The sequence below is a fragment of the Streptomyces sp. Rer75 genome (assembly GCF_013414305.1).
Lineage (GTDB): Bacteria > Actinomycetota > Actinomycetes > Streptomycetales > Streptomycetaceae > Streptomyces > Streptomyces himastatinicus.
Map to the genome: position 1 here is coordinate 2,688,978 of NZ_CP058693.1, position 13,745 is coordinate 2,702,722.

At 69.1% G+C, this 13,745-nt stretch carries 9 protein-coding genes, 1 tRNA gene and 1 pseudogene; 9 read left to right on the forward strand and 2 right to left on the reverse strand.

Translation table 11 applies throughout. The annotated features are described in order from the left end of the window. Positions 1-59 precede the first annotated feature (59 nt). The gene (gene polA, locus HYQ63_RS11185) at positions 60-2,795 is read right to left on the reverse strand and encodes a DNA polymerase I (RefSeq protein ID WP_179933687.1); all 2,736 of its coding nucleotides are present in this window, start codon (positions 2,793-2,795) and stop codon (positions 60-62) included. A 158-nt stretch (positions 2,796-2,953) separates the two neighbouring features. On the opposite strand from polA, the gene HYQ63_RS11190 reads away from it, so the two are divergent. From HYQ63_RS11190 to HYQ63_RS11220, 7 genes are all read left to right on the forward strand, one after another. Further along, entirely contained in the window at positions 2,954-5,260 is a 2,307-nt protein-coding gene (locus tag HYQ63_RS11190; protein WP_179933688.1) for an FdhF/YdeP family oxidoreductase, read from the forward strand. Between the two features lie 64 nt (positions 5,261-5,324). After that, a complete protein-coding gene (locus HYQ63_RS11195; RefSeq protein ID WP_123106570.1) occupies positions 5,325-5,795 on the forward strand; it encodes a hotdog fold thioesterase in 471 nt (156 codons plus the stop codon). A 573-nt stretch (positions 5,796-6,368) separates the two neighbouring features. Further along, entirely contained in the window at positions 6,369-7,598 is a 1,230-nt protein-coding gene (locus HYQ63_RS11200) for a branched-chain amino acid ABC transporter substrate-binding protein (protein WP_123106321.1), read from the forward strand. Between the two features lie 106 nt (positions 7,599-7,704). Then, positions 7,705-8,637 carry a branched-chain amino acid ABC transporter permease gene (locus HYQ63_RS11205; RefSeq protein ID WP_123106320.1) on the forward strand — a complete coding sequence of 311 codons (933 nt, stop codon included), beginning with the start codon at positions 7,705-7,707 and terminating at the stop codon, positions 8,635-8,637. Between the two features lie 12 nt (positions 8,638-8,649). Further along, positions 8,650-10,389, forward strand: coding sequence for a branched-chain amino acid ABC transporter permease (locus HYQ63_RS11210; protein ID WP_179933689.1), 1,740 nt, complete (start codon positions 8,650-8,652; stop codon positions 10,387-10,389). Beyond that, positions 10,386-11,276 carry an ABC transporter ATP-binding protein gene (locus tag HYQ63_RS11215; protein ID WP_179933690.1) on the forward strand — a complete coding sequence of 297 codons (891 nt, stop codon included), beginning with the start codon at positions 10,386-10,388 and terminating at the stop codon, positions 11,274-11,276. Before HYQ63_RS11210 ends, HYQ63_RS11215 begins: the two co-directional genes overlap by 4 nt. Continuing rightward, positions 11,273-11,989 carry an ABC transporter ATP-binding protein gene (locus HYQ63_RS11220; RefSeq protein ID WP_179933691.1) on the forward strand — a complete coding sequence of 239 codons (717 nt, stop codon included), beginning with the start codon at positions 11,273-11,275 and terminating at the stop codon, positions 11,987-11,989. Before HYQ63_RS11215 ends, HYQ63_RS11220 begins: the two co-directional genes overlap by 4 nt. Before the next feature lie 50 nt (positions 11,990-12,039). Here the strand turns inward: HYQ63_RS11220 and HYQ63_RS11225 are convergent, their stop codons facing one another. Further along, positions 12,040-12,675 (reverse strand): ANTAR domain-containing response regulator, encoded by a 636-nt coding sequence (locus HYQ63_RS11225; RefSeq protein ID WP_179933692.1) that lies wholly within the window; start codon positions 12,673-12,675, stop codon positions 12,040-12,042. A gap of 99 nt (positions 12,676-12,774) precedes the next feature. On the opposite strand from HYQ63_RS11225, the gene HYQ63_RS11230 reads away from it, so the two are divergent. Further along, a tRNA-Leu gene (locus HYQ63_RS11230) sits at positions 12,775-12,850 on the forward strand. Between the two features lie 109 nt (positions 12,851-12,959). After that, positions 12,960-13,718, forward strand: a pseudogene (locus HYQ63_RS11235) (transcriptional regulator). The last annotated feature ends 27 nt before the right edge of the window (positions 13,719-13,745 follow it).

Here is a 13,745-nt window from a genome sequence, read left to right on the forward strand (position 1 = left end):
TCAGCGGCCATTGTGGAGTCAGGACTTGGCCGGTTCCGCCGATTCCACCGGGCGCCCGCTCAGTGCGCGGCCGACTCCCAGTCGGCGCCGACACCCACCGACACGTCCAGCGGAGCGCGCAGTTGGAAGGCACCGGCCATCTCGCGCCGCACCAGCTCCTCGACCCGCTCCCGCTCCCCCGGCGCGATCTCCAGCACGATTTCGTCGTGCACCTGGAGCAGCATCCGCGACGAGAGTTCGCCTGCCGTCAACGCGGCGTCCACCTTCAGCATCGCGATCTTGACGATGTCAGCGGCGGTGCCCTGGATCGGCGCGTTGAGCGCCATCCGCTCGGCCATCTCGCGGCGCTGGCGGTTGTCGCTGGTGAGATCGGGGAGGTAGCGGCGGCGGCCGAGCATGGTCTCCGTGTAGCCGATGGCGCGCGCCTCCTCCACGACCCGCTGGAGATAGTCGCGGACGCCGCCGAACCGCTCGAAGAAGTTCTCCATCAGCCGCCGGGCCTCGTCCGCGCCGATGCCCAGCTGCTGGGAGAGGCCGAACGCCGAGAGCCCGTACGCCAGGCCGTACGACATGGCCTTGATCTTGCGCCGCATCTCCGGGTCGACCTCGGACTTGGCGACGCCGAACACCTGGGAGGCGACCGTGGTGTGCAGGTCCTCACCGGAGGTGAACGCCTCGATCAGACCCTCGTCCTCGGAGAGATGGGCCATCACGCGCAGCTCGATCTGGCTGTAGTCGGCGGTCATCAGGGATTCGAAGCCCTCACCGACGACGAAGCCGCGCCGGATCGCCCGGCCCTCGTCCGTGCGCACCGGGATGTTCTGGAGATTGGGGTCGGTCGAGGACAGCCGGCCGGTCGCCGCCACCGTCTGGTTGAAGGTGGTGTGGATGCGGCCACCGGGGGAGATCGTCTTGATCAGCCCCTCCACGGTGGAGCGCAGCCGGGCCTGCTCCCGGTGGCGCAGCATGATCACCGGGAGTTCGTGGTCGGTCTGCCCGGCCAGCCAGGCGAGCGCGTCGGCGTCCGTCGTGTACCCGGTCTTGGTCTTCTTGGTCTTGGGCAGGCCCAGCTCGCCGAAGAGCACCTCCTGGAGCTGCTTGGGCGAGCCGAGGTTGAACTCGTGGCCCACCGCGGCGTGCGCCTCCTTCACCGCCTGCTGGACGGCTCCCGCGAACTGCTGCTCCATGCGGTCCAGCCAGTCACGGTCGGCGGCGATGCCGGAGCGCTCCAGCCGGGCCAGCAGCTCGGAGGTGGGCAGCTCCACATCGCTCAGCAGCCCGGCCGCGCCGACCTCCTCCAGACGGCCCCGGAACGCCTCGCCGAGGTCGAGGACCGTACGCGCCTTGATCATCAGGGCGTCCTGCTCGGCCTGTTCATCGGCGCCGAAGGCGAGCTGCCCGCTGTCCGCGGCCGCCGCCGGGGACAGCTCACGGCCCAGGTACTCGACCGACAGGGCGTCCAGCTCGAAGGAACGGCGGCCCGGCTTGACCAGATAGGCGGAGAGCGCGGTGTCCATGGAGACGCCCGCGACGGACCAGCCGTGCTCGGCGAAGACCCGCATGGTGCCCTTGGCGTTGTGCAGCACCTTCGGCCGGTCCGGGTCGGCGATCCAGGCGGCGAAGGCCCGCTCGTCGGCCTCGTCCAGCTCCGCCGGGTCGAAGCAGACCGCGGGCCCGCCCGCGGTGGCCAGCGCGACCTCGCTGACGCTGCCGCTGCCCAGCGCCCAGGTGTCCACGGTGGCCAGGCCCAGCGGTTCGGCGCCGCGGTCGGCCAGCCAGGGCGCCAGCTCGCCCGCGCTCAGCGTCACCCCGTCGACCTCGACGCCGGGCTCCGCGGCGGCGGGCTCCTCGTCGGCCGCGCCCGGGTCGACGGCCAGGATCCGGTCGCGGAAGTTCTGGTGGCGGAACTCCAGCGCGTCCAGGATCACGGCCAGCGCTGCCCGGTCGTACGGAACGCGCTTGAGGCCATCGGGGCCGACGCCCAGCTCCACGTCCCTGACCAGCTCGGTCAGCTGCCGGTTGAGCTTGACGGACTCCAGGTGGTCGCGCAGCTTCTCGCCGACCTTGCCCTTGACCTCGTCGACCCGCTCCACCAGATCCTGGAACGACCCGAACTGGTTGATCCACTTCGCGGCGGTCTTCTCGCCGACGCCCGGGATGCCGGGCAGGTTGTCCGACGGGTCGCCGCGCAGCGCCGCGAAGTCGGGGTACTGGCGCGGGGTGAGCCCGTACTTCTCGTGGACCTTCTCGGGGGTGAACCGGGTCAGCTCGGAGACGCCCTTGGTCGGATAGAGCACCGTGACATGATCGCTGACCAGCTGGAACGAATCGCGGTCACCGGTGACGATCAGGACCTCGAAGCCCTCGGCCTCGGCCTGGGTGGCAAGGGTGGCGATCACGTCGTCCGCCTCGAAGCCGTCCACCGCGAAGCGGGTGACGTTCATCGTGTCCAGCAGCTCGCCGATCAGCTCGACCTGCCCCTTGAACTCGTCGGGGCTCTTGGAGCGGTTCGCCTTGTACTCCGCGAACTGCTCGGAGCGCCAGGTCTTGCGCGAGACGTCGAACGCCACCGCCAGGTGCGTGGGCTGCTCATCACGGAGCGTGTTCGCCAGCATCGAGGTGAAGCCGTAGATCGCGTTGGTCGTCTGGCCGGAGGTCGTGCTGAAATTTTCCGCCGGCAGCGCGAAGAACGCCCGGTATGCCAGGGAATGCCCGTCCAGCAGGAGCAGGCGGGGACGGTCCCCCGTGCGGTCGGGCTCGGGCGCTGCGGTCTTCTTCGATGCTTTCTCTGCCACGCCCCCGATCCTGCCACGCCCCACCGACAACGCCTCCCGCCTCCCACCCCGGCCCCCCGCACCGGGTGGTCCCAAAGTCCATGACTCATGAAAGGATCGATGGGGGACAACCGAGCCGATGTCGAAGCCGACAAGTCGAGTCGAAAAAGGGGAGCGACATGGCAGCCAAGCCGCCCGCAGGCGATCCAGTACAGGACGCGCCCGAGGTCGCACCCCCCAAACACGCCGCCGCCGGGCTCCCCGCGGTCGGTCACTCGCTGCGCATCGCCCATCAGCAGATGGGAATCCGCCGCACCGCCCTCACCCTCATGCGGGTCAACCAGAAGAAGGGCTTCGACTGCCCCGGCTGCGCCTGGCCCGAGGGCGACAAGCGGCACGCGGCCGAGTTCTGCGAGAACGGCGCGAAGGCCGTCGCCGAGGAGGCGACCCTGCGCCGGGTCACCCCCGACTTCTTCGCCGCCCACCCGGTGGCCGACCTCGCCACCCGCAGCGGCTACTGGCTCGGCCAGCAGGGCAGGCTCACCCAGCCCATGTACCTGGACGAAGGCGCCGAAGCCTACGAGCCGGTCAGCTGGGACCGCGCGTTCGACATCATCGCCGACGAACTGCACGCGCTGGACTCCCCCGACGAGGCCGTCTTCTACACCTCCGGCCGCACCAGCAACGAGGCCGCGTTCCTCTACCAGCTCTTCGCCCGCGAATTCGGCACCAACAACCTGCCCGACTGCTCCAACATGTGCCACGAGTCCTCGGGCTCCGCGCTGACCGAGACCCTGGGCGTCGGCAAGGGCAGCGTGCTGCTGGAGGATCTCCACAAGGCCGACCTGATCATCGTCGCCGGGCAGAACCCGGGCACCAACCATCCGCGCATGCTCTCCGCCCTGGAGAAGGCGAAGGGCAACGGCGCGAAGATCATCTCCATCAACCCGCTGCCCGAGGCGGGCCTGGAGCGGTTCAAGAACCCGCAGAACGCCCGCGGGCTCGCGGGCGGCGGCACCTCGCTCACCGACCTCTTCCTCCAGATCCGGATCGGCGGCGACCAGGCCCTCTTCCGCCTCCTCAACAAGCTGATCCTGGAGGCTTCCGACAACGCCTCCGGCACGGACGAAGCCGTCATCGACGAGGACTTCATCCGCGAGCACACCCACGGCTTCGAGGAGTTCGCCACCGCCGCCCGCGCCGCCGACTGGGACGAGACGCTGAGCGCCACCGGCCTGGAGCGGGCCGACATCGAGCGCGCGCTGCGCATGGTCCTCGCCTCGAAGCGCACCATCGTCTGCTGGGCGATGGGCCTGACCCAGCACAAGCACTCGGTGCCCACCATCCGGGAAGTCGTGAACTTCCTGCTGCTGCGCGGCAACGTCGGCCGCCCCGGCGCCGGGGTGTGCCCCGTGCGCGGCCACAGCAATGTGCAGGGCGACCGCACCATGGGCATCTTCGAGCGGCCCGCCCCCGCCTTCCTGGACGCCCTGGAGAAGGAGTTCGGCTTCGCCCCGCCGCGCGAGCACGGCTTCGACGTCGTCCGCGCCATCCGCGCGATGCGCGACGGACAGGCCAAGGTCTTCTTCGCCATGGGCGGCAACTTCGTGGCCGCCTCCCCCGACACCGACGTCACCGAGGCCGCCATGCGCGCCGCCCGGCTGACCGTCCACGTCTCCACCAAGCTCAACCGCTCGCACGTGGTCACCGGCACCCGCGCCCTGATCCTGCCCACCCTCGGCCGCTCGGACCGGGACATCCAGGACGGCGGGCCGCAGTTCGTCACCGTCGAGGACTCGATGGGGATGGTGCACGCCTCGCGCGGCAGGCTGGAGCCCGCGAGCCCGCACCTCCTCTCCGAACCGGCCATCGTCTGCCGACTGGCCCGGCGGGTGCTCGGCCCGGAAAGCGCCACCCCCTGGGCGGAGTTCGAGCGCGACTACGCCACGATCCGTGACCGCATCGCGGCCGTCATCCCCGGCTTCGAGGACTTCAACGCCAAGGTGAGCAACCCGTCCGGGTTCGCCCTGCCGCACGCCCCGCGCGACAGCCGCAGCTTCCCGACCGCCACCGGCAAGGCCAACTTCACCGCCGCCCCGGTCGAGTACCCGAAGGCCCCCGAAGGCCGGCTGCTGCTCCAGACCCTGCGCTCGCACGACCAGTACAACACCACCATCTACGGCCTCGACGACCGCTACCGCGGCATCAAGAACGGCCGCCGGGTGGTGCTCATCCACCCCGAGGACGCCCGCGAGCGGGGGCTCGCCGACGGCGCGTACGCCGACCTGGTCAGCGAGTGGACGGACGGCACCGAGCGGCGCGCCGCCGGGTTCCGGGTGGTCCACTACCCCACCACCCGCGGCTGCGCCGCCTCGTACTACCCGGAGACCAACGTCCTGGTCCCGCTGGACTCCACCGCCGACACCAGCAACACCCCGGCCAGCAAGTCCGTGGTGATCCGGCTGGAACCCACCAACCCCGTCTAAGCGTCCGCTCAGCGCTCCTGATAAGAAGGTGGCCACCAGCAGCACGACGAACGGAGCCGGTCCGATGGGCGAGCAGGCCAGCGTGAAGTTCCCGCAAGAGGTCATCGACGAGTACGCGGCACTCGGCGTCGACCTCCTCGCGCTGTTCTCCGCCGGCCATCTCGGCACCCGCATGGGCGTGCAGATCCTCGAAGCCTCCGCGGAGCGGGTCGTGGGCACCATGCCCGTCGAGGGCAACACCCAGCCGTACGGGCTGCTGCACGGCGGCGCCTCCGCCGTGCTGGCCGAGACCCTCGGCTCGGTGGGCTCGATGCTGCACGGCGGCAGCGGCCGGATCGCGGTCGGCGTCGACCTCAACTGCACCCACCACCGCGGGGTGCGCTCCGGCCTGGTCACCGGCGTCGCCACGCCCGTCCACCGGGGGCGCTCGACCGCCACGTACGAGATCGTCATCAGCGACGAGCAGGACCGCCGGGTGTGCACCGCCCGGCTGACCTGTCTGCTGCGCGAGGCGGAGGGCCTGCCGAAGCCGTAGGCCCTGTCCGGCGGATCTTCGCCGGACAGGGCCTAACGCCCCACCTCGGCCACGAGAAGCGGCGCCCCCGGATCCGGGGCGCCGCTTCTGCGTGCGCGCCGGGCCGCGCGCCGGCCCGCACACCGTTCACGCACGGGCTGGAATCACTCGCCCCGGTTGTAACACTACGTAATGCGTTCGCAATACAAGATCGGACGCTTGCGTGCCGTGACGTCATGGATGATGACCTCGCTCCGCGACCACGAGCACACGCCTCCACACTTCGTTCGCAACTTCCCTCGACTCCTTAGCGGAACTGCACCTTCTCACTATCCGGACCTCATGGATTGTCCGTAAACACCCACTTCATCCCTTCCGTTCCGCTACACCGAGACAGGAACGTGACCTGTGTCATAACAAGACAGTCACATCATGGGCTGCACCTCTGCCACCTGACGCGTCCCACGCTTACATTCACAGCCAGTCACGACACCCGTCGGGTGTTCGCCAGCGCCCGAACGGCTGTAACAGGTCCACCGGCGCGGACACGGCGCCCCATCCAGAGGGGCGGCCGGGCCAGGGAAAGGATTCTTCGTGCGACAGCGCTCCTTGCTCATCCTGACGACCGCGATCACCGCGGGAGCCCTCACCCTCAGCGCCTGCGGTTCGCGCGGCCAGACCGACAGCGGGGACAAGAACAAGAAGACCACCGTCGTCATCGGCGTCGACGCCCCGCTCACCGGCTCGCTGTCGGCACTCGGCCAGGGCATCAAGAACTCCGTCGACCTCGCCACCAAGGTGGCCAACAAGCAGAACGAGGTCCCGGGCGTCACCTTCAAGATCAAGTCCTATGACGACCAGGCGGTGCCGTCCTCCGGCAAGCAGAACGCCACGTCGATGGTGGACGAGGACGCCATCCTCGGCACGGTCGGCCCGCTGAACTCCGGCGTCGCCCAGTCCATGCAGGGCGTCTTCGCCAAGGCGGACCTGGCCGAGGTCTCCCCAGCCAACACCAACCCGGCGCTGAGCCAGGGCGACGCCTGGGCCTCGGGCAAGAAGTCCCGGCCCTTCAAGACGTACTTCCGCACCGCGACCACCGACATCATCCAGGGCCGCTTCGCCGCGCAGTACTACTACAAGGACGCGAAGAAGCGGAAGGTCTTCGTCATCGACGACAAGCAGACCTATGGCGCCGGGCTCGCCAAGATCTTCGCCCAGGAGTTCAAGCGCCTCGGCGGCACGGTCGTCGGCACCGACCACCTCACCGTCAAGGAGACCGACTTCTCCGGCATCGCGGGCAAGGTCAGGTCATCCGGCGCCGACTCCGTCTACTTCGGCGGCCAGTACCCCGAGGGCGGCCTGCTGTCCGACCAGATCAAGCAGGCCGGTGCGCAGGTCCCGGTGATGGGCGGCGACGGCATCTACGACCCCGCGTTCATCAAGGCGTCCGGCACCAACAACGACGGCGACCTCGCGACCTCCGTCGGCTACCCCGTCGAAGACCTCCCCTCCGCCAAGACGTTCGTCAAGAACTACGCGGGCCAGAAGTACCCGGACCCGTACGGGGCGTACGGCGGCTACTCCTACGACGCCGCCTGGGCCATCATCCAGGCCGTCAAGGCGGTCGTCGCCGACAACGACGGCAAGCTCCCCGACGACGCCCGCGCCAAGATCACCGAGGCGCTGAACAAGGTCTCCTTCGACGGCGTGACCGGCAAGGTCTCCTTCGACCAGTACGGAGACACCACCAACAAGCAGCTGACCGTCTACCAGGTGAAGAACGGCGCCTGGAAGGACGTGAAGAGCGAGACCTTCAAGGACTGACCCCGGGGCAACACCCCCCGCCCACCCATGCAACGCAACCGCGCGAGGGCGCACACCAGCGCCCTCGCGCGGCGTCATATCCGACACGCTCATCGGAGGCCCTGCGGTGCACGAACTGCCGCAAACGCTGGTCAACGGCCTGACCCTCGGCGCCCTCTACGGCTTGATCGCCATCGGGTACACCATGGTCTACGGCATCGTCCAGCTCATCAACTTCGCCCACGGCGAGATCTTCATGATCGGGGGCTTCGGCGCCCTCACCATCTACCTCTGGCTGCCCAGCGGCACCGCGCTGGCGCTGGCCCTGCCGCTCATGCTCATCGGCGGCATCCTCGCCTCGGTCGCCATCGCCACGGCCGCCGAGCGCTTCGCCTACCGGCCCCTGCGCGGCGGCCCCCGGCTGGCCCCTCTGATCACCGCGATCGGTCTGTCCATCGCGCTCCAGCAGGCCGTCTGGGCGTTCTACCCCGACGCCAAGAAGGCCCGCAGCTTCCCCCAGTTCGAGGGCAGCTCGTATCAGATCAGCGACAGTCTGCACATCCAGCGCGGCGACGCGTTCCTGCTGATAGCCGCCCCGCTGTGCATGCTCGCCCTGGGGCTGTTCGTCTCCAAGAGCCGGGCCGGGCGCGCCATGCAGGCCACCGCGCAGGACCCCGACACCGCCAAGCTGATGGGCATCAACACCGACCGCATCATCGTGATGGCCTTCGCCATCGGCGGTGCGTTCGCCGCCGTCGCCGCCCTCTCCCACGGGCTCAAGTACGGCCAGATCAACTTCGAGATGGGCTTCATCGCCGGGCTCAAGGCCTTCACCGCGGCCGTGCTCGGCGGCATCGGCAACATCTACGGCGCCATGCTCGGCGGCGTCGTCCTCGGCATCGCCGAGGCCCTGGCCATCAAATACATCCAGGACATCCCCGGAATGGATCAGCTCGGCGGCGGGGCCTGGAAGGACGTCTGGGCCTTCACCCTGCTCATCCTCGTCCTGCTGGTCAGGCCCCAGGGGCTGCTCGGCGAACGCGTAGCGGACCGGGCGTGAGGGAGTGAACCGATGACCACCCACATCAGCAAGGCACCCGGCGCCGACACCCCGGCCCCGCGCACCACCCTGCTCCGGGCGCTCACCGCGGCCGGCGGCCTCGCCACCGTCGCCTCCACCTTCCTCGCCTGGACCTGGACCTCCGACTTCCCCGGCGACCTCACCGTCTACGGCTACCCCGGCGGACTCCAGGTCCTCACCCTCGCCCTGGGCCTGGCCACCCTGCTGTTCGCGGTCGCCGCCCTGGACGTCCGGGGCTTGCGCTGGCTCACCCCGGCGGGCGCCACCGCGGCCCTGCGGCTGCTGGCCCTCGGCGCCTTCGCCACCACCTGGTTCACCCTCATCGCCATCGCCGTCGACCAAGGCGGCCTGGTCAACCTGGAACCGGGCGGCTGGGTCGCCGCCGTCGCCACCGCCGTACCCGTCGCCACCGCGTTCCTGCTCCCGGACGACACCCGGCCCATCTGCCGCCCCCGGCAGCTCCCCTCCTGGGCGGACATCCTCATCATCGCGGCCGTCTTCGCCCTCGGCCTCTACGTCGTCAACTACGGCATCCAGACCGACGAGGACAACCCCGAGCCCTTCATCGGCTACCTCATCGCGCTGTGCTTCGCCGCCGCAGCACTCCTCAAGGCCGGGCTCATCACCCGGCTCAGCGGGCTCACCAGCACCTACCGCTCCCTCACCCTGGTGGCGGCCCTGGTGACCGCGCTGGTCTTCCCCTTCACCCAGGACAAGGCCAGCTACACCGAACTCGGCGTCAACATCGCCATCTTCGCGACCGTCGCGCTCGGCCTGAACATCGTCGTCGGACTCGCCGGACTCCTCGACCTCGGCTACGTCGCCTTCCTCGGCGTCGGCGCCTACACCGCCGCCCTGGTCTCCGGAACCGCCGCCTCCACCATCCACGTCACCTTCCCGTTCTGGGCCGCCATGCTCACCGGAGCCCTGGCCTCCCTCGTCTTCGGCGTCGTCATCGGCGCCCCCACGCTGCGGCTGCGCGGCGACTACCTCGCCATCGTCACCCTCGGCTTCGGCGAGATCTTCCGCATCGCCGTCAGCAACCTCGACGGCACCTCCGGGCCCTCCGTCACCAACGGCCCCAACGGCGTCCCCAACATCCCGCCGCTGGAGATCTTCGGCTTCAACTTCGACGACGAGCACAGCTTCGCCGGGCTCACCCTCGACTCCAACAGCAACTACTACCTGCTGATGCTGCTCGTCACCGTCATCGTCGTCCTCATCTTCAGCCGGGCCGGAAACTCCCGCATCGGCCGCGCCTGGGTGGCCATCCGCGAGGACGAGACCGCCGCCACCGCCATGGGCATCAACGGCTTCCGCGTCAAGCTCATCGCCTTCGCCCTCGGCGCCACCCTCGCCGGAGTCGCCGGCACCATCTGGGCCCACGTCCAGACCACCGTCGTCCCCGAGCAGTACGTCTTCGCCGGGCCCGTCCCGCCGAACTCCACGTTCCTGCTCGCCGCCGTCATCCTCGGCGGCATGGGCACCATCGGCGGCCCCCTGCTCGGCGCGGCCCTGCTCTTCCTCATCCCCGAGAAGCTGGAATTCCTCCAGGACTACCAGCTCCTCGCCTTCGGCATCGCGCTCATCCTGCTGATGCGCTTCCGCCCCGAAGGGATCATTCCCAACCGGCGGCAGCAGCTCGAATACCACGAGACGGGACAGCTCGACGTGCCCGACCAGGCCGCCCTCAGCGGCAGCACCGTCGGCGTCACCAAGGCGGAGGCATGACAGACATGACCACGACCACCGTCGCGAAGGCCGCCCCCGTGCTCACCGCCACCGGCGTCACGATGCGCTTCGGCGGACTCACCGCCGTACGCTCCGTCGACCTCGACGTCCACCCCGGCGAGATCGTCGGCCTCATCGGCCCCAACGGCGCGGGCAAGACCACCTTCTTCAACTGCCTCACCGGCCTCTACGTCCCCACCGAGGGGCGCGTCGCCTACCGGGGCACCGTCCTGCCACCGAAACCCCATCTGGTCACCCAGGCAGGCATCGCCCGCACCTTCCAGAACATCCGCCTCTTCGCCAACATGACCGTCCTGGAGAACGTCCTGGTCGGCCGGCACACCCGCACCAAGGAAGGACTGTGGTCCGCCCTCCTGCGCGGCCCCGGCTTCAAACGCGCCGAAGCCGCCTCCAAGGCACGGGCCATGGAACTCCTGGAGTTCACCGGCCTCGCCGCCAAGGCCGACCACCTCTCCCGCAACCTCGCCTACGGCGAACAGCGCAAGCTGGAGATCGCCCGCGCCCTGGCCAGCGACCCCGGGCTCCTGCTCCTCGATGAGCCGACCGCGGGCATGAACCCCCAGGAGACCCGGGCCACCGAAGAACTCGTCTTCGCCATCCGCGACACGGGCACCGCCGTCCTCGTCATCGAGCACGACATGCGGTTCATCTTCAACCTGTGCGACCGGGTCGCCGTGCTCGTCCAGGGCGAGAAGCTCGTCGAGGGCTCCTCCGACGTCGTCCAGAGCGACGAACGCGTCATCGCCGCCTACCTCGGCACCCCCTTCGAGGGCGCCCCCGGCGCCGAGGAGGCCGCGGCGGTCGAGGCGGCCGAGGACCAGGCCGCCGGGCGAGCCACCCACGCACGTACGGAGGACGGACAGTGACCGCACTGCTCGAAGTCGAGGACCTCAGGGTCGCCTACGGCAAGATCGAGGCCGTCAAAGGGATCTCGTTCAGCGTCGAGGCCGGCCAGGTCGTCACCCTCATCGGCACCAACGGCGCGGGCAAGACGACCACCCTGCGCACCCTCTCCGGCCTGCTGACCCCGCTCGGCGGCGCCATCCGCTTCAACGGCAAACCGCTGAGCGGCGTCCCTGCGCACAAGATCGTCGCCCTGGGCCTGGCCCACTCCCCCGAGGGACGGCGCATCTTCCCCCGGCTCACGATCGCCGAGAACCTCCAGCTCGGAGCGTTTCTCCGCAAGGACGCCGACGGGATCGCCGCGGACATACGGAAGGTGTACGACCTCTTCCCCATCCTCGGCGAACGCCGCACCCAGGCGGCCGGCACCCTCTCCGGCGGCGAACAGCAGATGCTCGCCATGGGCCGCGCCCTGATGTCCCGCCCCAAGCTGCTGATGCTCGACGAACCCTCGATGGGGCTCTCGCCCATCATGATGCAGAAGATCATGCAGACCATCGCCGAACTGAAGGCGCAGGGCACCACGATCCTGCTGGTCGAACAGAACGCCCAGGCCGCCCTGTCCCTCGCCGATCACGGCCATGTGATGGAGATCGGCAAGATCGTGCTGTCCGGGACCGGGGAGGCGCTGCTGCACGACGAGTCCGTGCGGAAGGCGTACCTCGGCGAGGACTGAGGGGTACTGACGCGGTGATCGGCCTCCCCGATCACCGCGTCAGCCCCTGATCACTGCTCCTTGGCCTTCTTCTCCGCCGCGTCCTCGATGACCGCCTCGGCCACCTGCTGCATCGACAGGCGCCGGTCCATCGAGGTCTTCTGGATCCAGCGGAACGCGGCCGGTTCCGTCAGCCCGTACTCCGTCTGCAACACGCTCTTGGCCCGGTCCACCAGCTTGCGGGTCTCCAGCCGCTGGGAGAGGTCGGCGACCTCCTGCTCCAGCGTCTTCAGCTCGGTGAAGCGGGAGACGGCCATCTCGATGGCGGGCACCACGTCGCTCTTGCTGAACGGCTTCACGAGATACGCCATCGCCCCGGCGTCCCGGGCCCGGTCGACCAGTTCGCGCTGCGAGAACGCGGTCAGCATGAGGACGGGCGCGATGCGGTCGCCCGCGATCCGCTCGGCGGCGGAAATCCCGTCGAGGACGGGCATCTTCACATCGAGGATGACGAGGTCGGGCCGGTGTTCCCGAGCGAGCGCGACGGCCGTCTCGCCGTCTCCCGCCTCGCCGACGACGGAGTACCCCTCTTCTTCGAGCATCTCCTTCAGGTCGAGGCGGATGAGGGCCTCGTCCTCGGCGATGACGACGCGGGTTGTCTGCGGCGGGACGTGCGACTGCGCGTCGGGGGCGTCAGCGGTGCTCACTGTGCTCCTCGGTTTCCTCTACAGGTGGGGGCACCACGAGCCTACCGAGCTGCGGTAAGGTAGACGCGCAGCGGGTCGCCGATGACCTTCGATCCGTTGGCCCCGGTAGCCCAATTTGGCAGCAGGCAATGGATTCAAAACCCATACAGTGTCGGTTCGAGTCCGACCCGGGGCACTTTTCCTTCGATTCCAAGGTCACTGGGGAATCAGAAGCTTTCACTCGATGAAGTGAACGCCTTTTCGAACGAGTAACAGGCGGGCGTTCTCCGGCCAAGCTCGTGGTCGTGTACGACGTCGAAACGCGAAAACGTGCCCTGGCTCTCGTGCAACAGGGCCGCAGCGTGAACTCCGTGAGCAAGCAAACGGGGATATCCCGGTGGGCAATCCGCAATTGGCAGACCCGACTGGAGCCCGTCGCCCGTACCGCTGATTGCACGCGATGTGCCCCGGAGCCCCGAGCCCCGGCGGACACCGCCGCATATACGTATCTACTGGGCCTCTACCTCGGCGACGGCTGCGTCAGCCCTCTGTGAAAGGGCCTGTTTTTCCTGCGCATCGCTTGTGCGGATGCCTGGCCAGGGCTCATCGACGCCTGTGCGGGGGCGATGCGCGCCGTGCATCCCCGCAACAGCGTCTGCCGCGTCCAGCGGCAGGGTTACGTCATGGTGACCGGCTACAGCAAGCACTGGCCGTGTCTGTTCCCCCAACATGGGCCGGGCAAGAAGCATGAGCGGCCGATCGCCCTGGAGACGTGGCAACGGGAGATCGTTGCCACCCACCCCTGGGAGCTCGTCCGAGGGCTGGTGCACTCCGACGGTTGCCGGATCACCAACTGGACTACGAAGATCGTCGCCGGTGCGCGCAAGCGCTATGAGTACCCGAGGTACTTCTTCACCAACCGGTCCGACGACATCCGGAAGATGTACACCGACACGCTCGACCAGCTCGGGGTCGCCTGGCGGCAGACCAACGCGTGGAACATCTCCGTCGCGCGCCGCGACTCCGTCGCGCTCATGGATGCGCACGTCGGGCCGAAGTACTGACGTCGGCACTTCGGCCCAGGAAGGCGG

Excerpts from the sequence above, each read along its gene's own strand:
- HYQ63_RS11190 (WP_179933688.1), top strand. The coding sequence starts at position 2,954 with ATGGCAGCCAAGCCGCCCGCAGGCGATCCAGTACAGGACGCGCCCGAG.
- HYQ63_RS11195 (WP_123106570.1), top strand. The coding sequence starts at position 5,325 with ATGGGCGAGCAGGCCAGCGTGAAGTTCCCGCAAGAGGTCATCGACGAG.
- HYQ63_RS11210 (WP_179933689.1), top strand. The coding sequence starts at position 8,650 with ATGACCACCCACATCAGCAAGGCACCCGGCGCCGACACCCCGGCCCCG.
- HYQ63_RS11215 (WP_179933690.1), top strand. The coding sequence starts at position 10,386 with ATGACAGACATGACCACGACCACCGTCGCGAAGGCCGCCCCCGTGCTC.